The 20355-nt window shown below is 68.3% G+C and carries 11 protein-coding genes, 1 rRNA gene and 1 pseudogene; 4 read left to right on the forward strand and 9 right to left on the reverse strand.

From position 1 onward, the window contains the following. Nucleotides 1–48: 48 nt before the first annotated feature. Together ACQZ13_RS22760 and ACQZ13_RS22765 are read right to left on the reverse strand one after the other, a co-directional pair. Complete coding sequence (locus ACQZ13_RS22760) at nt 49–291, reverse strand: helix-turn-helix domain-containing protein (protein WP_431048199.1); 243 nt, start codon at nt 289–291, stop codon at nt 49–51. A gap of 64 nt (nt 292–355) precedes the next feature. Further along, a pseudogene (locus ACQZ13_RS22765) lies at nt 356–667 on the reverse strand (type II toxin-antitoxin system RelE/ParE family toxin); the annotation flags it as partial. A gap of 222 nt (nt 668–889) precedes the next feature. Here ACQZ13_RS22765 and ACQZ13_RS22770 point away from each other — a divergent pair. Continuing rightward, entirely contained in the window at nt 890–1786 is an 897-nt protein-coding gene (locus ACQZ13_RS22770; protein WP_431048200.1) for a LysR substrate-binding domain-containing protein, read from the forward strand. A gap of 72 nt (nt 1787–1858) precedes the next feature. Here ACQZ13_RS22770 and ACQZ13_RS22775 read toward each other — a convergent pair whose 3' ends face one another. Further along, a complete protein-coding gene (locus ACQZ13_RS22775) occupies nt 1859–3337 on the reverse strand; it encodes an NAD-dependent succinate-semialdehyde dehydrogenase (RefSeq protein WP_431053356.1) in 1479 nt (492 codons plus the stop codon). A 255-nt stretch (nt 3338–3592) separates the two neighbouring features. Here ACQZ13_RS22775 and alaS point away from each other — a divergent pair, with 255 nt between their 5' ends. Further along, nucleotides 3593–6226 carry an alanine--tRNA ligase gene (gene alaS, locus ACQZ13_RS22780; protein WP_431048201.1) on the forward strand — a complete coding sequence of 878 codons (2634 nt, stop codon included), beginning with the start codon at nt 3593–3595 and terminating at the stop codon, nt 6224–6226. Nucleotides 6227–6371: 145 nt separating this feature from the next. Next, the gene (locus ACQZ13_RS22785; protein ID WP_431048202.1) at nt 6372–7124 is read left to right on the forward strand and encodes a UPF0149 family protein; all 753 of its coding nucleotides are present in this window, start codon (nt 6372–6374) and stop codon (nt 7122–7124) included. 113 nt (nt 7125–7237) lie between these two features. On the opposite strand, the gene ACQZ13_RS22790 is transcribed toward ACQZ13_RS22785, so the two are convergent. After that, the gene (locus ACQZ13_RS22790; protein ID WP_431048203.1) at nt 7238–7735 is read right to left on the reverse strand and encodes an SET domain-containing protein; all 498 of its coding nucleotides are present in this window, start codon (nt 7733–7735) and stop codon (nt 7238–7240) included. A gap of 353 nt (nt 7736–8088) precedes the next feature. On the opposite strand from ACQZ13_RS22790, the gene ACQZ13_RS22795 reads away from it, so the two are divergent. Continuing rightward, nucleotides 8089–8694, forward strand: a complete 606-nt coding sequence (locus ACQZ13_RS22795; protein ID WP_431048204.1) for a GNAT family N-acetyltransferase — start codon at nt 8089–8091, stop codon at nt 8692–8694. Between the two features lie 9 nt (nt 8695–8703). Here ACQZ13_RS22795 and ACQZ13_RS22800 read toward each other — a convergent pair whose 3' ends face one another. From ACQZ13_RS22800 to rrf, 5 genes are all read right to left on the reverse strand, one after another. Continuing rightward, a complete protein-coding gene (locus ACQZ13_RS22800) occupies nt 8704–11322 on the reverse strand; it encodes a chemotaxis protein CheW (protein WP_431048205.1) in 2619 nt (872 codons plus the stop codon). A gap of 205 nt (nt 11323–11527) precedes the next feature. Next, complete coding sequence (locus ACQZ13_RS22805; protein WP_431048206.1) at nt 11528–11833, reverse strand: hypothetical protein; 306 nt, start codon at nt 11831–11833, stop codon at nt 11528–11530. A 52-nt stretch (nt 11834–11885) separates the two neighbouring features. Continuing rightward, the gene (pbpC, locus tag ACQZ13_RS22810; RefSeq protein WP_431053358.1) at nt 11886–14162 is read right to left on the reverse strand and encodes a penicillin-binding protein 1C; all 2277 of its coding nucleotides are present in this window, start codon (nt 14160–14162) and stop codon (nt 11886–11888) included. A gap of 2 nt (nt 14163–14164) precedes the next feature. Next, nucleotides 14165–19546, reverse strand: a complete 5382-nt coding sequence (locus ACQZ13_RS22815; RefSeq protein WP_431048207.1) for an alpha-2-macroglobulin family protein — start codon at nt 19544–19546, stop codon at nt 14165–14167. Between the two features lie 586 nt (nt 19547–20132). After that, a 5S ribosomal RNA gene (gene rrf, locus ACQZ13_RS22820) occupies nt 20133–20245 on the reverse strand. Nucleotides 20246–20355 lie beyond the last annotated feature (110 nt).

Here is a 20355-nt window from a genome sequence, read left to right on the forward strand (position 1 = left end):
TGCAGATAAAGCCTCGATTGGCCAAATGATTATTGAACCAGACGCAAATTAAACGAGCGCATCCATTCCGCGCTCCCGGATCAGGTGAAGCATTTTCAGCTCCGGCCCCCGGGGCCGCGCCAGACCTTGTTGCCAGCGCAGCACCAGGCGTGGCGGCGTGTTCAGCAACCGCGCGAAGGTGAAGTAATGAAGATTCGACTGCGCCACCAGTTGACGTATCTGCGACGGCGTCATCGGATCGGGCAGCGGACTGCAACCCCGCTCGAACTCGCGCCACTGTTCGTCGGTCATCAACCCATGCTCATGAAGGCGTCGCGACGACGCCAGAAGCTCTGCCAACAGACGTGATTTACGTTTACGCATCACAAGCAACCTCCGAAATGTCTCCGCGATCCACCGCTACCTTCAGGCCCATCGCATCCTGAATCAACCAGTGCATCGCAGCGGCGCGGCACATGGCGATTTCGTTGGGGTCCAGGCTGGCCCGACGGTTCTTGGCATAGCCATGGACAAAGAACCAGGGGCCCGCATGCCGGTTCGCGACGATGGCGCGATAGCCGCCGCGCTTTCCGGAGCCGGATCGTGCAATCCGCTTCTTCCTCAGTCCATGACCAAGATCTGCATCAATCAGTCCTCGTTTCATTTCGTCCACAGCCCTGCACAGATCACCTTCTGTCCAACGCCTGCTTGCGCATCCAACGACGAAACCCTTCGATCACGAACACCGCCATGCGGACCTCCACGCCTTGCTGCGATGACCATCAGTGCCAGGCCTTGCGTGGTTGTGCGTCACCCTGAAGTCGGCCCACCCTTGGGGGATACACGGAGGGGTGGGGATCCTCCGTCAGACTCCTATCATTCGCATCAATCTCGGCCGCCCATTGCGCTCATGAAAAGCTCCCTCGATGAACTCGCCGTCCTCGCCGCCATCGTCGACGCGGGATCCATCAGCGCGGCGGCGGAGCATCTGGGGCAGACGGTCTCCGCCGTCAGCCGGTCGTTGAGCCGGCTCGAGCACAAGCTCGGCACGACCTTGATGCGGCGCTCCACCAGACGACTCGAACTCACCGAGGAAGGCCAGTTCTTCCTCGCCCGCGCCCGCAGCGTGCTCGCCGCGGTCGAGGACGCCGAGGAGCAACTCGCGCTGCGCCGCGACCAGCCGGCCGGGCGGCTGCGCGTGAACGCGGCCTCGCCGTTCATGCTGCATGTGCTGGTGCCGCTGATCGGCGGCTTCCGCGAGCGCTATCCGCAGATCGAGCTCGAACTCAACAGCAGCGACCAGATCATCGACCTGCTGGAGCAGCGCACCGACGTGGCGCTGCGCATCGGCGCGCTCGCCGATTCCACGCTGCATGCGCGGCCGCTCGGCAGCTTCCGGCTGCGGGTGCTCGCGAGTCCCGCCTACCTCGCCGCGCGCGGACGCCCGACGAAGGTCGAGGCGCTCGCGAACCATTCGCTGCTCGGCTTCACCGCGCCCGAGAGCCTCAACACCTGGCCCCTGCGCTGGTCCGGCGGCGAGGGTTATCCGATCGAGGCCGCGGTGAGCGCGTCCTCGGGCGAGACGCTGCGCCAGCTGGCGCTGGCCGGCCAGGGCATCGTGGCGCTGTCCGATTTCATGACCGCGCGCGACCGCGCCGACGGGACCCTGGTGCAGGTCCTCGCGACGCACACCGTCGATACGCGCCAGCCGGTACATGCGGTCTACTACCGCAACACCGCGCTGGCCTCGCGCATCACCTGCTTCCTCGACTACCTCGCCGTCGAGATGGCGACGCTTACGGCCTGAGGCGTCCGACGCGGCCGGGGCGACCAGCCCGTCCGGCCGGCCCCATCGCCGCCGAGTCGCCTCACGAGCCGATCACTTGTTCACGTCGCCCACGCACAGGTACTTCGTCTCGACGTACTCGTCGATGCCCTGGTGGCCGCCCTCGCGGCCCAGGCCGGACTGCTTGACGCCGCCGAACGGCACCTCCGCCGTCGAGATCAGGCCCGTGTTGATGCCGACCATGCCGTACTCCAGGCCCTCGGACACGCGCGTGATCCGGCCGATGTCGCGGGCGTAGAAGTAGCTCGCCAGACCGAACTCGGTGGCATTGGCCAGCGCGACGCCGTCGGCCTCCGTGCCGAAGCGGAACACCGGCGCCACCGGGCCGAAGGTCTCTTCGCGCGCGCACAGCATGTCGGCGGTCGCCTCCGACAGCACCGTCGGCTGGAAGAAGCGATCGTGCAGCCGCGCACCGCCGACCAGCACCTTCGCGCCCTTCTCCACCGCGTCGGCGACGTGACGTTCGACCTTCTCGATCGCCGCATCCTCGATCAGCGGGCCCTGCGTCACGCCGGGCTCGAAACCGTTGCCGACCTTCAGGCCGCCGACCTTCTCGGCCAGCTTCGCCACGAACGCGTCGTACACCCCCGCCTGCACGTACAGGCGGTTCGCGCACACGCAGGTCTGGCCCGCGTTGCGGTACTTGCTGGCGATCGCGCCCTCGACGGCGCTGTCGATGTCGGCGTCGTCGAAGACCAGGAACGGCGCATTGCCGCCCAGCTCCAGCGACAGCTTCTTGATCGTCGGCGCGCATTGCGCCATCAGGATCCGGCCGACCTCCGTCGAGCCGGTGAACGACAGGTGGCGCACCACGTCGCTCTCGCACAGCACCTTGCCGATGGCGATGGAGTGCTCCCCGTCGCCGGTGATCACGTTCAGCACGCCGGCCGGCATGCCGGCGCGCTGCGCCAGCTCCGCCGCGGCCAGCGCGGTCAGCGGCGTCTGCTCCGCCGGCTTGATCACGACCGGGCATCCCGCCGCCAGCGCCGGCGCCACCTTGCGCGTGATCATCGCCAGCGGGAAGTTCCACGGCGTGATGGCCGCGCACACCCCCACCGGCTGCTTGATCACCATGTAGCGCTTGGTCGCGTCGGTGCTCGGCACGATCTCGCCGCGCACCCGCTTGGATTCCTCGGCGAACCACTCGACGAAGCTGGCGCCGTAGGCGATCTCGCCGCGCGCCTCGGCCAGCGGCTTGCCCTGCTCCGCCGTCAGGATGCGCGCCAGGTCGTCCGCATGCTGGGTCAGCAGGTGGAACCAGCGCATCAGGATCGAGGCTCGCTCCTTCGCCGTCTTGGCCCGCCACGCCGGCCAGGCGGCGTTCGCGGCGGTCACGGCCGCATCGGCCTCGGATGCGCCCAGGTTCGCCACGTGCGTCAGCAGCACGCCGGTCGCCGGGTCGGCCACGTCGAAACGACTTGATCCGCCGACCCACTCGCCGTTGATGAGCGCGTCGGTCTTGAGCAGGCTCGGGTCCTTGAGCTGCGCCAGCGGGGAGGTCTTGGGGTCCATCGTCGCCATGTCGTTTCTCCGTGGAAGGCCGGCATCCTAGCGGCGCCGGCGTGACCGCCATGTCAACACCGTGTCAACGGGCTCGGCTCCTATAATCGAAAGCTTCGCGAAATCGGGCGCCAGGCCCCGCCATTCCTCCAGCCACAGCGGAGGAAGAGCGGCAAACCGCGCACCCGCGAAGACACAAACTGATTCATGTCGGAGCCCCGGCTGCGACAGACCCGACCCGCCAGGCCCATCAAGCAAAGGACAGGCATGAAAGCCGCAGAGATCCGCCACACCTTCCTGAAGTTCTTCGAGTCCAAGGGCCACCAGATCGTCGCGTCCAGCCCGGTCGTGCCCGGCGACGACCCGACGCTGCTGTTCACCAACGCGGGCATGAACCAGTTCAAGGACGTGTTCCTGGGCTTCGACAAGCGCGCCTACTCGCGCGCCACCACGGCGCAGAAGTGCATCCGCGCCGGCGGCAAGCACAACGACCTGGACAACGTCGGCTACACGGCGCGCCACCACACCTTCTTCGAGATGCTGGGCAACTTCAGCTTCGGCGACTACTTCAAGAAGGACGCCATCGGCTTCGCCTGGGAACTGCTGACCGAGCACTTCAAGCTGCCGGCCGAGAAGCTGTGGGTCACCGTCTACTCGGAGGACGACGAGGCCTACGAGATCTGGAACAAGCAGGTGGGCGTGCCCGCCGAGCGCATCGTGCGCATCGGCGACAACAAGGGCGGCCGCTACATGTCCGACAACTTCTGGATGATGGGCGACACGGGTCCCTGCGGCCCCTGCACCGAGATCTTCTACGACCACGGTCCGGACGTGGCCGGCGGCCCTCCGGGCTCGCCCAACGAAGACGGCGACCGCTACATCGAGATCTGGAACAACGTCTTCATGCAGTTCAACCGGACTGAAGACGGCGTGATGCACAAGCTGCCCAAGCCCAGCGTCGACACCGGCATGGGTCTGGAGCGCCTGGCGGCCGTGCTGCAGCACGTGCACTCGAACTACGAGATCGACCTGTTCGTGAACCTGCTGGCCGCGGCCAAGCAGAGCGTCGACGCGGCCACGCCGAACGGCGGCGACTGCGACACGGAGTCGCCGTCGCTGAAGGTCATCGCCGACCACATCCGCGCCTGCTCGTTCACCGTCGTCGACGGCGTGATCCCGGGCAACGCCGGCCGCGGCTACGTGCTGCGCCGCATCGCGCGCCGCGCGATCCGCCACGGCTACAAGCTGGGCGCCCGCGCGCCCTTCTTCCACAAGCTCGTGGCCGCGCTGGCCAAGGAGATGGGCGAGGCCTATCCCGAGCTGCGCCGCGACGAGGCCCGCGTCACCGAGGTGCTGAAGCAGGAAGAGGAACGCTTCTTCAAGACCATCGCCACCGGCATGGAACTGCTGGAGTCGGCCCTGGCCGGCGGCGCGACGCAGATCGACGGCGACACCGCCTTCAAGCTGCACGACACCTACGGCTTCCCGGTCGACCTGACCGCCGACGTCTGCCGCGAGCGCGGCGTGACCGTCGACGAGGCTGAATTCAACCGCCTGCTGGAAGAGCAGAAGAACCGCGGCCGTCAGGCCGGCAAATTCAAGATGGCGCAGGGCCTGGCGTACGCCGGCGCCGCGACCACCTTCCATGGCTACGACCACCTCACGCGTGAAGACGCGAAGGTCGTCGCGCTGTACGTCGACGGCAGCGCGGTGCAGAGCGCCGATGCGGGCGACGACGTCGTGGTGGTGCTCGACCACACGCCGTTCTACGCGGAAAGCGGCGGCCAGGTCGGCGACGCCGGCGAGCTGCGCAACGCGACGACCCGCCTGGTCGTCGACGACACGCTGAAGATCCAGGCCGACGTGTTCGGCCACCACGCGCAGGTCGTCGAAGGCACGGTCAAGGTCGGCGACGTCTTCGCCGCCAAGGTCGACGCCGAACGCCGCGCCAAGACCATCCGCAACCACAGCGCCACCCACCTGATGCACAAGGCGCTGCGCGAGGTGCTGGGCGCGCACGTCCAGCAGAAGGGCTCGCTGGTCAACGCCGAGCGCACCCGCTTCGACTTCGCGCACACCGCGCCGATGACGGCCGAGGAGATCCGCAAGGTCGAGGCCATCGTCAACGCCGAGATCCTCGCCAACGCCGACACGCAGGCCGCCGTCATGGCGCTGGACGACGCGCAGAAGAGCGGCGCGATGATGCTGTTCGGCGAGAAGTACGGCGAGACCGTGCGCGTGCTGAGCATCGGTTCGTCTAAGGAACTCTGTGGCGGCACGCACGTGCGCCGCACCGGCGACATCGGCCTGTTCAAGATCGTCGCCGAGAGCGGCGTCGCGGCCGGCATCCGCCGTGTCGAGGCCGTCACCGGCGACAACGCGCTGCATTACCTGCAGTCGCTGGAGTCCACCGTGCAGGCGGTCGCCGGCACGCTCAAGGCCGCGCCCGCCGAACTGGAACCGCGCGTGCAGGCGGTGCTGGAACAGTTGCGCGCGCTGGAGAAGGAACTCACCGCCGCCAAGAGCAAGCTGGCCTCCGCGCAAGGCGACGAACTGATGGCGCAGGCCGTGGACGTCAAGGGACTGAAGGTGCTGGCGGCGACGCTGGTCGGCGCCGACGCCAAGACGCTGCGCGAGACCATGGACAAGCTCAAGGACAAGCTCAAGACCGCCGCCATCGTGCTGGCCGCGGTCGACGGCGACAAGGTCCAGCTGGCCGCGGGCGTCACCGCGGACAGCATCGGCAAAGTGAAGGCCGGCGAGCTGGTCAACTTCGTCGCGCAGCAGGTCGGCGGCAAGGGCGGCGGCAAGCCGGACCTGGCCATGGCCGGCGGCACCGACGCCAAGGCCCTGCCCGCCGCGCTGGCGAGCGTGCAGGCCTGGGTCGGCGAACGCGTCTGACACAGAACCAGGACAGACTCCGGGAACCCGGCGGCCGCTGCGCCGCCGTCGGGCGGCGATCGAACCGCCCGCCCCGGAGTCTCGACGAACCACCTCTTCAAGGGCCCCGGTCGGGCCCTTGTCGTTTCAAGCAACTGGAGCAAACATGACTGACACCCCGATGGACGACGACTTCGGCGACGCGATCGACGTCGAGAACGCGCAGCGCCTCGGCGAGCTGCTGGCCGTGCTGGCCGGGCAGGCCGATCCGGATGCGCCGGCGATCACGCTGGACACGATGGACGGCTACCTGACCGCCCTGCGCGTCGGCCCCACGGACGCCGCGCCCATCCAGGCGATGGACGCACTGTTCGGCGAGGACTGGCCCGCCGGCCTCGACGAGCAGGACCTGACCGATGCGTTCATGGAAGCGCTGCATGTGCGCTGGAACGAGATCGGCGACAGCCTGGAGCCGCAGCCGCTGCTCGAAGCCCCCGAGCAGATGCACCTGACGCCGCTGATCTCCGAGTTCGACGAGGAGACCAAGGCCGAGCTGGTCGCGCAGGGCTCGATCACCGCGGAACTGCTGGAGCGCATGCCCGCTCCGGGCGCGATGTGGGCGCAAGGCTTCCTGCAGGCGGTCGACGACTCGAACGCCTGGACGCTGCCCGCCGGCGACGGCGCCGACGACCTGCAGGCGATGCTGGAAGCGATCGAGGCCGTGACGCTGGTCGAGGACTCGACGCCCCGCACCGAGTACATCCAGCGCGCCTACGAAGAGCCGGAAGGCATCGACCAGAACGCGCTGATCGACGACATGCTGTTCACCGTGCAGGACCTGCGCCTGTTCTGGATGCAGCAGCGCGTGCTGAAGGAGGCGATCTCCGGCCTGACCTCGGATCCGGACGCGACGCACTGATCCGCGGATCACGCGGATCACGCGGATCGACGGCGGCATCAAGCCGCCTCAAGCCGCCTCAAGTCGCCTCTTCCGCCTCACCTGAACGCCGGCCTTGCGCCGGCGTTTCTCATTCAGAGCCGACCCTTGCAGTTCGGCGCGCCGCAGCGGCAGCGCAAACGGCCCTCGTGGTGGCTCTCGCCGTAGTCGGCGCAGATCTCCTCGCCGGGATCGATGTCGCGGATCGCATAGAACTCGGCCCGACCCTGGCGGATGCGCAGCACCGCGTTCGGCGCGCAGCTGTGGTTCACATGGCGCAGCGCGCAATCGGACTTGGTCGCATCGATCGCGGTCTTGTCCGTCACCTCGACCACGTGGATGCGGCGTCGACCCTCGATGCGACGACGCGCTTCGCGCACCGGCACGATCTCGCCGCGCATCTCGCCGATCTTGCGCCGCGCCGGAATCGATTCGGCGGCGAACACCCCGAGTCCGTCGATCGGACTCTTGTCCACGGCCAGCGCGAAGCGCTCGGCGGGCTGCGGCTCGCCCTTCGGGCGCGAGGGCGCTCCGGCGGCGGGAGCCGCGGTAGCGAGGTCGGCGACGGCAGCGACGGAACTCAGTCGAGGCATGAAGCGGCGCGCGGCGTCGGCCGCGACGGAATGGGGAAACGCACATTGTCGCGCCCTTGCCACTGGTGTGGCGGACGGCGGGCTTGACGCCTTCAACGCGTCGCCAAGATACTGGTCCGCATGTCCTCCGCGATCCGCTCTTCCGGCCACGTCCAGATGTGCTGCATGCATCCGCTGCAGGCGCACCTGTGCGCATGCGGCCAGGGACGGCGTCGAGCGCGGTAGACGCCCCCAAGGATCCAGGACCCACGGTCCCGAAGCGATCCCCGAACTCCCCCCCGACAAGGCCCGCGCAACCCGCGGGCCTTGTTCATTTCCGCCCTCGGTCCTTCCATCCCACCAGGAGAACCCCGATGCAGACCTCAACGAATCCGCCCCGCTTCCCCGACGATCGCGACCGCGGCCCGCGCACCGTGCGCGTCGCCGACGGCCTCACGCTGCGCCGTCCTCGGCCCGAGGACGCCCGCGCGCACGCCGAGCTGATGGGGCATCCCGGCGTGCAGCCGTCGCTGCTGCAATTGCCCTACACCTCCGAGCTGCTCTGGCAGGAACGTTTCGCGAAGGTGCCCGACACGAACAGCGGCGAACTGCAGCTGCTCGCCTTCGACGGCGAGCGTCTGGTGGGGTCCGCGGGCCTGCACCCGGTCGGACCGCAGGTGCGGCGCCGGCACGCCATGATGCTGGGCATCGGCGTGCATCCGGAGGCCCATGGGCGGGGCGTCGGCTCGGCGCTGATGGACGCGCTGATGCGTCAGGCGGACGACTGGCTCGGCGTGCTGCGTATCGAACTCACCGTGTTCGCCGACAACACGCGCGCGATCCGGCTCTACGAGCGTTTCGGCTTTGAGCACGAAGGTCGACTGCGCGGGTATGCGTTGCGCGACGGTCGCTATGTCGATGCGCTCACGATGGCGCGGCTGCACCCGCGACCGCCCATGATCGAGCGGACCGCAGCCTGAACCTGGGGATCAATCGACGGTCAGCGCAGGCGTCTGTGCTTCGACCACGCCGTTGACCAGGCGCCACAGGTCGTCGCCATCCAGCAGCGTGAGCATCTGCGGTCCATGGCCCTTGAGCAGATGCACCTGCGCCTGTGCGGCCCAGCCCGGACGTGTCGGGCTCGGCTGCAGTTGCTCCGCGCCCGCGACGAAGACCTGACCCAGTTGCTGCACCGCCAGCACCAGGCGCTGGCCCGCGCCGGTCTGGCAGACCATCAACGCGGCTTCGTCGCCGCAGGGGCGGTGGAACAGCAGTTGGCCCAGATCGAGTACCGGCAGCATGCGGCCTTCGAATCCCAGCATGCCGCGCACCGCGGCCGGCGCCGTGGGCCAGGCAGTGATGCGCTGCCGCTCCAGCGCTGCGACGACCTGCAGCGCGGGCAGGCCAAGCCACTGGTGATCGACGAGGAAGCTGGCCACGTCGACAGTCTTGACGCCCGCCGGCGGCATCGGCGAGAAGGCGACGGGCATGGCGCCGGCGCCTGCCGATTCGCCAGCCGCCAGACGTTCACCGAGCGGCAGCACCACGAGCGCCGCGAGATCGGTCGCATCGGGCGGCGTGAGGCGGCGGTACTCCCGGTAGCCGCCCGACATCGCCAGCCCATAGGCATGGACGCGGCCGTCGAACTCGAGCTCGCCGGTCACGTGCTGGTCCGCGGCCAACGCCGGGAGCGCAGGCAGCGGCATCGGCAGGCGATCGCCCGACGACCAGCGCGCGTCGCTGCTGGCCACGACCTCGCCCGCACGCGTCACAAGCAAGGCGGCCGCGCCGGCATGGTCGGGCAAGGCGGCACGGAGCATCGCGCGGAACTGCGGTGCGCCGTCGAACACGATCGCGATCCCGCCAACCATCGCAGCACCGTCCGGATGCGGCACGCCGGCCGCGTAGACGAGACAAGGCGCGTGACCGTCCTCGCCGTACAGACCGCTGGGTGCATGCGACGACACCACGTACTGGCCGGCGTCGCGCAATCCGAGCGCACCGGACACCCAGTCGCCCTGCAGCGAACGCCCGACATGATGGGCCTGGGCCGGGTCCGACACCGCGACCACGCGGCCCGCGTTGTCGAAGACCAGCAGCAGCGAATAGACGGTGTAGAGCGCATGGATGCTCGCCAGCACCGCTTCCGCCGAGGCGGCGTCGCCGAGCGCGAGCGCCCGCTGCAGGCGCGCATCGAGCGCCCACCAGCGGCAGTCGTTGGCGCGTTCGTAGAGATTGCGGTTGACGATGGAGATCGCCAGTTCCGCGCGGAAGCCGGCGCCGTCGAACACCGCGTCCAGTGCGCCGTCCTCGAGCTGCGCGATCGCGCGTTCGAACACCTGCCGCAGTTGATCGCCGGTGCGTTCGACTTCGTTGAGCAGGGTCACGGCGAAGGCGTTGCCGCCGCCTGGACCGGCCGCTGCCGCCGTTGCCGCGCCTTCTCCGGTGCGGACGCCCGGCTGGGCGTGCGCGCGGCTCTTGAGCTTGCCGTTCCACAAGGACCGCGACAGCTCGCGCTGGATGCGGCGCGCCTCGACGGGAATGCTGCGGAGCTCTTCGTCGAACAGCTCGCGCGTGTCGAGGTCGCGGGCGCGATCGCCCTGGCGTTCCGGCGGCGCGTCCGCGAAGGCGTGTTGCAGCGGCTGCAGCATCTGCGCGCGCCAGCCCGGTCCGAAATAGCCTTCGTAGCCACTGGCCGCGCTCTCACAGGCCAAGTAATCGCGACCGGCGAAATCCAGCCGCCAGCCCTGCGCTTCACCGGCATCCGCCAGCGGCGCGCCGAGCGGGATCTGCCAGGGATCCGAGGTCAGCAGCACGCGTCCCTGCGCATCCTTGAGCACCAGCACCGAGCGGGGCACACCGGCACACAACGCGCGGAAGAGCCCCAGCATCTCGTCTTCGAGCTTGAAGGACAGACACAGCAGACCGCGAACGCCGCCGTCGGCGCCGTCCTGACCGCTCACCGCCGCCGCGTAGATCAGGCCACCGCGACCGCCAAGCAGGCCGGTGGGACCGTGCACTTCGACGAAGGCGCGTCCGGGCTCGAAAGCCTCTCGCAGGCGCGGGTCGTCGACGACAGGTGCACAGCTCGATTCATCCAAGGCTGCGAGCCGGCGCCCGTCGGCGGCGAGCAGCACGACCTGGTCATAGACCGAATACTTGGCGACGTAGGCGGCAAAGCGGCGACGTAGCGCCTCGACCTCGCCGGGTTCGACCTCGCCGGCCGCATCCGCCTGCAGCAAGGCCCGGAGCGGACCGTCACTGGCCAGGAAACCGACGTCGGCGGTCCGTTCAAAGAGGTTGCGCACCAGGATGTCGATCGCCACCTGCGAGCGCCCCTGCAGATGTCCGACGGCATGCCGCAACTGTCGGCGCGCCAAGCTGTCCAGCAGGCGACCGGTGAGCGCCTCGAACGCGGTGCGGGTATCGGCCATGTCGGTGGCCGCGCCGCTCATCTGGCCCAGCAGCGCGAGGCTGTCCCAGGCGCCCTGCAGCCGCAGCAGCGGCTCGCGGTACTCCTCCAGCAGCGGCATGGCGGCCAGCAACGGGGCCACTTCGGCGCTGAACGGCAGGCCTTTCCGGTAGACCTTGTTCGAACCCTGAGTCATCTTCTTCCCTCCCAACGATCACACGCCCTCGTGAGGCGACGCGCGGCAGTGTGGCGCGCGTTGACGACGTTGTCAGGGGGAGAAACGCACGGTTTCCGAGACTAACTTCGTTGATCGCACGGCGATCAGGCACGAAGTGCCGGGCTGGTGCGGCGACGCTGCGAGTTGGGGAGGAATCTGCCGGCCATGCAGCAGATTGGTGCACTCAGTCCATCGAGACGGCCGCGCCGTCGGCGGTGCGGCGCTGCGTCTGGGCGTGGAGTTCGACGTCGGATGCACGGCTCTGGGGCTGGGCGCTCGCGTCGGTGCCGCGTTCCGGGGCGGCTGGTTGCGGCGCGGGCGGACGGCTCGGCTGGCGCTTGCCGGTGATCAGCAGGCGCGCCAGCTTGACGACCTCGCTGGCCTGCGCCGGCGCGGCCGGCAGCCACAAGGCGGCGCCGAGCATGGCGACGCCCAGCACCTTCCAAAGGGGCCGGTCGGCGTTCAGCGCTTGTTGTTGTCGGCTCTGCATGGTCTCCCCGCGCGAATCTGCATCTTAGCGACGATGGGAGGAGTATCGAAAGTCAGCCCTCCGGCCGCCAGGGGGTGGCGACGAACTGCGCCTTGGAGCGCTTGACTTGCGGATTGGGGGGACGGGACTCGGCGCTGGGTGACGGCGGCTGCTTCAGGCCGGCGCCCCGGACCTCGAAGCGCACCTGCTGGAGCACTCGTCCACTCGCGTCCAGCAGCGCCAGCTCGTGGCGCCCGGGCATCGGCAGCCAATCCAGCGTGGCCCCGCGCCCGATGACGCGGCCGTCGAGGCGCCAGGCCGCCACGCCGCCTCGATCAAGCCGGCCCTCGTGCGCGAAGCGCAGGCGCTGCGCCATCGGCGGGATGTCGGGGTCGAGCGCATAGATCGCGCCGTCGACCGGATTGCTGAGCGAGACGGACGTGCCCGCGGCGCGGATGACTGCCTGTTCGGTCCCCGCCACGAACCACTCCCGACGCGAGGGCTCCTGGCCAGGCTCGAAACGCGTCTCCTGCGCGACGACGCCTGCGGGCGGACGGGCGACCGGTGGAACGCCGCCCGCGTGCAGCGCCAGCATGACCTCGCGCCAGACCGGGGCCGCACCGCTCACGCCCGACACCTGATGCATGGCCTCACCGCTGGAGTTGCCGACCCAGACGCCGACCGTGTACCGGCTGGTCCAGCCGATGCACCAGTTGTCGCGCATGTCCTTGCTCGTGCCCGTCTTCACCGAGGCCGGGAACGGCAACGCCAGTGCGCTCGACAGCCCGAAGGTCAGCGCGCGCGCGTTGTTGTCGGCCAGGATGTCGCCGACGATGAAACTGGCTCTGGGATCCGCCACTTGACGGAAGTCCACCCGCCGTGGCCCCGCGTCCCGATTCAGATCACGCCGTGGCGTCGCGGCCGCGGCATATCGCCCGCCGTTGGCCAGGGCACGATACGCGTTGGTCAGCGCCAGCAGGGTCACGTCGGCGCTGCCCAAGGCGAGCGGCGGTCCGTAGAAGCCGCCCGTCTCCGGCAGTTGCAGGCCCAGGGCATTGAGGCGCTCGAAGACCGCCTCCGGCGTGAGCATCAGCGACAGTCGCACCGCCGGCACGTTGAGACTGTTGCCGAGCGACGCCCGGGCGCTGATCCAGCCCCGGTACTGCTTGTCGTAGTTCTGAGGAAGGTACAGCCCCGCCGCGGTCGCCACCTGCGCCGGCGAGTCGTCCAGCAGGCTCGCTGCGGTGATCAGGCGTCGTTCGATCGCCAGCTCGTACAGGAAAGGCTTCAGCGTCGATCCCGGCTGCCGCCGGGCGAGCACGTGGTCCACCTGCGCCGCTTCGGACAGCTGGCTGCCGCTCGATCCGACCCAGACGCGAACCTCGCCGCTGGCGTTGTCGAGCACAAGCACCGCGCCGTCCTCGACCTGCCGACCGGACAGCTCCGCCAGATGCCGCCGTAGCGCCTGCACGGCGACGCGCTGCCAGGTGGCATCGAGCGTGCTGCGTTGTGCCGCCGGGCCGTCCGCACGGAGCGCCAGGCGCGCGTAGTGAGGCGCCCACTGCGGCGCATCGCCGACCGACAAGGATTTTCGCCGCAACACGGCCCCCACCTCGTCGACCAGGCCGTCGCAGGCTTGCCCCATCGCCCGCAGCACCCCGCAGGCGCGCGTCGAGAGCGTCTCAGCCGATGCGTTGGGCCCCCGCAGCATCGCGGCAAGCAGCGCGGATTCGCGCGCATCCAGCCCGCTCGGCCGCTTGCCGAAAAACGCCTGCGCCGCCGCGGGCACGCCGACGAGCTCGCCGCGCAGCGGCACACGGTTCAGATAGGCCTCCAGGATCTGGGCCTTGGTCCACCGCTTCTCCAGCCGCCCCGCCACCCAGGCCTGCCCGAGCTTCTGCGTCACGCTGCGACCGCCGCGCCGGGCCAGGTCCTTGTCGAGCAGGCCGGCGAGCTGCATCGTCACCGTGGACGCGCCGCGCGTGCGCGTATTCCACAGGTTGGCCCACGCGCTGGCCGCGACCGCCGACCAGTCGACGCCGCTGTGCTCGTAGAAGTGCTGGTCCTCCGACAGCAGCATCGCCCGCAGCAGCGACGGGGACATCTGATCCAGCGGCACCCACGCCAGCACCCGCCGGCTGGGATCCACGCGCAAGGTCTGCAGCGGCTCGCCTCGTCGGTCGAGCAGTTGGACATCCGACAGCGGATGCGTCGCGCGCGTCTGCGCAAACGACGGCAAATCATCCGCGCGAGCCGAAATGACCGAACCCACCGAACCGACCGCGACGAGCGCCAGGACCGACGCCCTCGCCCATTGCGCGAAGGCGTGGCGGGTCGTCGACCTGGGCAAGGTCAAGGCTGCACCTCCAGCACCGCGTTCGGCACCTCACCGAAACGGTCCGGCGAATACATCGCCTCGGCGCGCGTGGTCGGCATCTGGAAGCGCCCCGCGTTGTTCAGCCGGACCGTGTATTCGAGGACATGCTTGCCGCGCGGCAGATGGTCGAAATAGGCGCGCCACGCCGAGAAGCTGCGCTCGATGAAGCTGGGCCAGGCCTGACCCTCGGCGCGCTCGCCCTGGGTGTCGATCGTGCCCTCGACGACCGCGGCGCCCGTAGGCAGCGGGTCACTGAGCACCACCCAGGTCATGTCGGCCGCCGCGTCGATCTCGAGCCGCACCCGCATCACGTCGCCCCGCGACCATCGCGGCGCGGCCTTCTGCGTCACGGCGGTGATCGTCCGCTTGATCGCATAGCCCGACGTGAGCGGCGCCTTCAGCGGGATCGCGGACAAAGCCTGCACGGTGGCCCAGGGCCGTCCCTCGCCGGCCTGCGTCACCGTCAACGTGCCGTTGCCGGCGGCAGGCCAGGGCAGACGCAATTCGCCGCCGTCCGGCTTGACCGCCCAGTCCAGCGCGACGCCTGCGTTGGCCAGCTTGGCCTCGGTCTTTCCCTTCACCGGCTGCGTTTCGAAACGGGCCGAGAACTTCTCCAGCGCCAGCGCGCCCCACAGGTTCGCGGTGGTGTTGAACCAGGCGCCCCGCTCCTGCCGGGCCAGGGTGCCGACAACCAGCCGGGGCAGGTCCTCCTTCCATCCCGCGTCGTCGACCAGGGCCAGGATCGCGCGTGCGGCCGTCGCGTCGCCGCTCCCCATCAGCCACCACCAGGCGTCCGACTCCTCGTTGACGAAGCGCAAGGTGGTGCCTGCGAAGCTCAAGCGGCTACGCAACTGGTTCTGTGCCGCGACGATCTGCGCGGCGCGGTCCGGTGCGTCGGCCATCCGCTGATGCAACACCAGCCAATCGATGACGACGGAAGTCGGCCAGGTGGTCAGGTTGCGGCCATCGACCGTCCCCAACTGTCGCGGCGTCGCCTTTCCATAGCGCGCCAAGGCGGCCAGCGCGGCGATGCGCCGCGGCTCGTCGTCGGGGCGTGGCGACCAGTAGCGACGCTCCAGCCGTCCTTCGACAAAAGCCGCCAGACCGTCGAGCGCCTTGCCCAGTTGCGCTGTCGGCAACGGCCGGCCGGCCTCCTGCGCCACCGACAGCAGATGGGCCGTCAGCACGTCGCTGCCCTGCGTCAGATGATTCGAGAGCGGGAAGTAGGCGAACAGCCCATCGGCATCCTGATACGTCGACAACTGCCCCATCAGCCCCTCCCACGCCGCACTGTCGTGCAGCGCGATGAACTTGGAGCTCTGCTGTTCGAGGCAGGTGTACGGATACTGCTCGAAGTAGCGTCGAATGCCAGGCAATGCCGTCGACAACTTCGGTTGCAACCCGATCTGGAGGCCTCCGCGCTTCACACCTTGCGCGGGCAAGGCGTCGGCGGGAACGGCAACCGGCATGCTGATCGGCGCGTCGAGCTGCCGCAGCGTCGCCTGCAGCACCCGCACCGGCACCGCCGGCTGCACCGCCTGCGTCGTCCGCATCGCGTCCTTGGCACTGCCGCCCTGCTCCTGGGCCTGGGCTTCCCAGACGATGCGCTGAGCACCCTCCGGCACCGTGACGTCCCAGGTCAGCTCCTGGGCCTGACCGGCGGCCAGCCTCAGCGCTTTCACATCGGTCGGTACGGCCTGTTCACCCGTCTCCAGGCTCGCCTTGCCGGTCAGCGACACCCGCAGGTCCATGACACGGTTCGTGGCATTGCGCAGCGTGAGCATGGCCTGCACGCGATCGCCCTCGCGGACCAGCGGCGGGAGGCCGGACAGCAGCTGCAGGTCCTGGCTCACGTTGATGCTGCCCTCACCCGTGCCGAAACGCTGCCCCGGGGCATCGGCCACCGCCACCAGCCGGAAGCGCGTGAGCGAATCGTTCAAGGGCACGCGCACGAGGGCCTCCCCCTGCGCGTTGACCGTCACCAGCGGTTGCCAGGTCAGCAGCGTGTCGAACAGCTCACGTGTTGCAAACCCGCCTCCGCCGCCTGCCGCCACGGCCTTGCGCCCGTAGTGCCGCCGGCCGATGATCTCGCTGTGTCCTGTCGCCGTCGTCACGCCCCACGGCCGGGTCTGGATCATGCCGTCCAGGAGCTTCCAGCTCGGGTTGGGCGCCAGCGCCAGCAGACCTTCGTCCACCGCGGCGAAGGCGACCTGCGCATCCGGCACGGGCTTGCCATCCTGCGTGACCCGCAGCTTCACTTGCGCGCTCTGCCGGACGCCGTACTGCGCCTGCTGCGGCACGACCTCGACCTGCAAGCGGTGCTTGGCCTGTCCGATCTCGATCGACGCCATGCCCAGCTTGAAAGACGGCTTGGACAGATCGACCATCGCGGTGGGCGCCTGGTAGTCACCCGAGGCGCGCCACTCCCGCCACCAGTTCGACGGCTCGCGCCAGCCCCAGGAGAAGAACGAGTACCAGGGCACGTCGCGCAATCGACCTCGCAGCACCATCACGCTGACGAAGGCGTTCGGCGTCCAGTCGCGGTCGATCTTCAACTCCAGCCACGGGTCGCGCCCCGAGAGACGTCGGACCTCGCTGTACAACACGCCTTCCCGCTCGACGGTGACCAGCGCCGTCGCATCGCGATAGGGCATGCGCACCTGGAACCTTGCGATCTCGCCCGGTTCATAGCGCCTGCGCTCCGGGACCACATCGATGCGGTCGTCGTTGTCCTGCGCAAACCAGGATTCGCCGGCCTTCGTTACCCACAAGGAACTGGCAGCGCGCGCGGTGCGACCGCCGTCATCCTTGGCTGAGCCGATCAATTCGATCTGCCCGCCCTGGCTCACCTTGATCTCGCAGCGCATGAGCCCCAGCGCATCGGTGGTGCCGCTGCACAGCTCGCCCAGATCCTTCAGGTTTCGTTGATGCTCGTAGGCATAAAAGCCTCCGACCAACCGCTTGCGAGTACTGAGCGTCTGGATCTGGCGCGCGCCGACGCTGACCTTCTGGTTGGCCACCGGCTTGCCCTGGAGGTCCAGCGCAACCGCCTGCACCGACAAGGGTTGGCCGTTGGCCACCCAGGTGGGTGCACGCAATCCGATGACCACGCCCGCGGGCCAGACAACCTGGGAGGCGGATCGCGTATGCGTCTGTCCATCGGGATCGCGATAGTTCAACTCCACGCGCAACTCCGTGGGACGATCGACGCCGACTTTCAAGGGCACCTTGAACGAGACGCCCCCCTTGGCGTCGGTCTGCAGCGCCAGCTTGTCCAGCACCAATCGGGCCGCGCCGGGCGAACTACCTGAGGACTCGCCGTCGCCCCCGTCCATCTCGCCATCCGGCCCTGTGTCCGTCGGCCCTTCAGGCGAGGGCGGCTCAAAGGCAAAGTCGTCGAGCCCAGGGAAGCTGGTCGTGCGCGGTTGCAGCATGGCGCTCAGCACTACCGGCGACTTCGCCATCGGCCCACCCGCCATGTAATTCAGTTGCGCCGACCAGGACTGCTCCTGCGCGCCCGGAGAGGGCGCCTTCGGCGGAAGGAGACGTGCGTCGACAAGCGGCACCCGGAACTCCTCGACGCGCACGCTTCCGCTGTCCCAGGTCCTTCGCCCGCCGCGCCCGTCGGCGCGCTCCATCACAAAGCGGTAACGCCCGAGCTTCGCTTCCGAGGGGACCTTCCAGATGCTCAAGGCGTAACGACCGCCTTGCCATTTCAGGTCCAGCGTCGCGACTTCCTCGCCAGTCCCTTCGAACACGACACGCATCTTGTCGGGCAACTGGTCCGGTGTCGCATCCGCCAGCCCCTGGACCGTCTCCAGGCGGAAGAAGTGCTTCATCGACAGGGTTTCGCCAGCGCGAAGCAGCGGCCGATCGGTGACGGTGTGGGCTCGGGCAGAGCGCTCGGCGCCCCAGGCGACCGGCACATTGAAACGCCAGGGCTCAATGCCGCGGCTCCAGCCGCTGAACATGAACGATTGATCCAAAGCCTTGCCTGGCTGCGCGAACCGCGCCGTGATGAAGAGGCCCGACTCGGCGATGCACTCCCCCGTCCCGCTCTCTCGATCCAGATTGGGTCGATCAATGCGTGCCAAGCCGCGTGCGTCAGTTCGCCCGTTCCACAGCGACTTGCCTCGGCAATCGTAGACCGCGATCTGAGCGCCCTCGACGGGTTGCCCCTTGTCGAGCGACGTCACCCACACCAGGCTGTCATCCTTCCCCAACTTGAAATGGACCCCGAGATTGGTGACCAGGGCCCCGGTCCGCACAAACATCGGCTGGACGGGATCGAGCAGCGACTGCCCCAGGCGCGGCGACTTCAGCTCCAGCACGTGATATCCCGGCTGGGCCAAGGGGACGCCGATCACGTCGATCACCTTGTCCGGATTTGCCGGAGGGACCGTCATGGACTGGAGATCCGGCGCATTCTTCAGCCACTCGGCCTTCCGGTCTTCCCACTCGTTCTGACGGTAGAGACGTCCATACCACCGCAGGATCTCGGCGTCGTCCGTCAAGCGCCTGATCCGCAAATGCCCGCTCGCCCGTGGCTGCAGATCCGATTGCACGTGGCGCAAGCTCAGAGGAATCAGGCTGGGGCCTGCGGCCTCCCACTCCACAATCCCGAAGGGCGCTGCTGCGAACTTCGCCAGCGGCGGCGACTCCGAGGTGCGGACCTTCATCGGGAAGCTGGCTGCATTGGACAGCGGCCTCCCGCTCTCGTCCTTGATCCCATTGGGAAGCTCCAGCAGATAGTCCTGCTGCTCAGCCAACGGTGTGGGGAAACGCACCGCCGACAGCCAGCCGGCAGACTGGGACTCCTGTTCCGACGCCGCCAACGGCGACACGCTGGCACCATGCGGCCCCTTCAGGCGCACCGCCAAGGCGAGCTCCCGCGAAATCGGCTCTGAGAAGCTCACCGAAATTGGACGAATGGAGAGGCATGGCGCATTTGCCCGCTCACGTTCGCAGGAGAGCTCGGCAGTCAGTGGCGCTCGGACCGTGAAGCGGAATCGCCGGTCCCCACGCGTCTGCACCGAATCGTTGGCGGCGGCCGCGATGCCAGCGCCCCACACCAATGTGGCGTCAGCGCCGGCGGGCAGAGGACGGGTGCACCCAACCAGGACCCAGCTCTGTCGCTTCGCCCCCTCGGCCTTGATCCCACGCAGCAGGACGTCGCGCTCCGCAGCGCTGCGAAGTTCAACAGGAATCCTCTCCCCAAGCGCCTTCGATTCACACCACATGTGAGGTGCGATCGTCTCGACCTTCGCATCACCGGAAAGCTGCAGAAGGAAACGCTGGTTCTCCTCGATCCGGCTGCCCTCCCACGGGCTGACACGACGAACCGTTGGCGCGCTCAATTGGAATGAAAACTCTCGCGGACCGCGCCAACCTACGGCTGCTCCAGGCGCTGTGGGCTGGAAACCATCGCTGGCGACTACCGTGCACTTTGCCCCCGCTGGCAGCGGAGTGGCGAAGTCGTAAATCCACTCTCGATCGCTCGTCCAACGGCCCTTGCCTTGTAGAGCCACGCTCCCGCAACGCAAGGCAACGGGATCAGGAACACGAGGATCTCCGAAGCGCGAGGTAGGTTCTTTGAAGCGAACAACGACGTTCTGAGCCTGCTCAACCTCTCCCTGCGGCGCGACCGATCCGATCTCTACAGCATGTGCCGCTGGACTCGTCAACAGCACGACAAGCGCCGCTTGGGTCGAAAACGAAGAAAACCTTGCGCCATTCCAGAACCGCTGCATACGCTCCCCGTCCCGAATCAATGATCGAGGCAGTCTATTCGGAGCTCCGCCGAAACACAGTCCCACAAAAGGGGCGAGGTTCTCGCAGTGCAGGGAATCGACGCTACTTGGATCAGCTACTGCCAATCGGAAACGATTCAGAAAAGACAAAACCCCTCGATCATTGCTGATCGAGGGGTTTGGCGGTGTATTAACCTGACGATGACCTACTTTCACACGGGAATCCGCACTATCATCGGCGCTGAGTCGTTTCACGGTCCTGTTCGGGATGGGAAGGGGTGGGACCGACTCGCTATGGTCATCAGGCTTGACTGGTTGGCTTGCTGAGGAGCTCAGCAGGCCCAATTCGGTAGAGTCAAATCAGCTTTGGTTTGATTGCGTCTTCAGGTTTGAAGAACGGTTTCGATCAGACATCC

The sequence above is a fragment of the Roseateles sp. L2-2 genome (genome assembly GCF_050613215.1).
Classification (GTDB): Bacteria; Pseudomonadota; Gammaproteobacteria; order Burkholderiales; family Burkholderiaceae_C; genus Roseateles; species Roseateles noduli.

What these genes read in the sequence shown, in the direction of transcription:
- ACQZ13_RS22790 (WP_431048203.1), bottom strand. Translation starts at nt 7,735, where the DNA reads ATGCCTCGACTGAGTTCCGTCGCTGCCGTCGCCGACCTCGCTACCGCG.
- alaS (WP_431048201.1), top strand. Translation starts at nt 3,593, where the DNA reads ATGAAAGCCGCAGAGATCCGCCACACCTTCCTGAAGTTCTTCGAGTCC.
- ACQZ13_RS22775 (WP_431053356.1), bottom strand. Translation starts at nt 3,337, where the DNA reads ATGGACCCCAAGACCTCCCCGCTGGCGCAGCTCAAGGACCCGAGCCTG.
- ACQZ13_RS22795 (WP_431048204.1), top strand. Translation starts at nt 8,089, where the DNA reads ATGCAGACCTCAACGAATCCGCCCCGCTTCCCCGACGATCGCGACCGC.
- ACQZ13_RS22800 (WP_431048205.1), bottom strand. Translation starts at nt 11,322, where the DNA reads ATGACTCAGGGTTCGAACAAGGTCTACCGGAAAGGCCTGCCGTTCAGC.
- ACQZ13_RS22805 (WP_431048206.1), bottom strand. Translation starts at nt 11,833, where the DNA reads ATGCAGAGCCGACAACAACAAGCGCTGAACGCCGACCGGCCCCTTTGG.
- ACQZ13_RS22785 (WP_431048202.1), top strand. Translation starts at nt 6,372, where the DNA reads ATGACTGACACCCCGATGGACGACGACTTCGGCGACGCGATCGACGTC.
- ACQZ13_RS22770 (WP_431048200.1), top strand. Translation starts at nt 890, where the DNA reads ATGAAAAGCTCCCTCGATGAACTCGCCGTCCTCGCCGCCATCGTCGAC.
- ACQZ13_RS22760 (WP_431048199.1), bottom strand. Translation starts at nt 291, where the DNA reads ATGACCGACGAACAGTGGCGCGAGTTCGAGCGGGGTTGCAGTCCGCTG.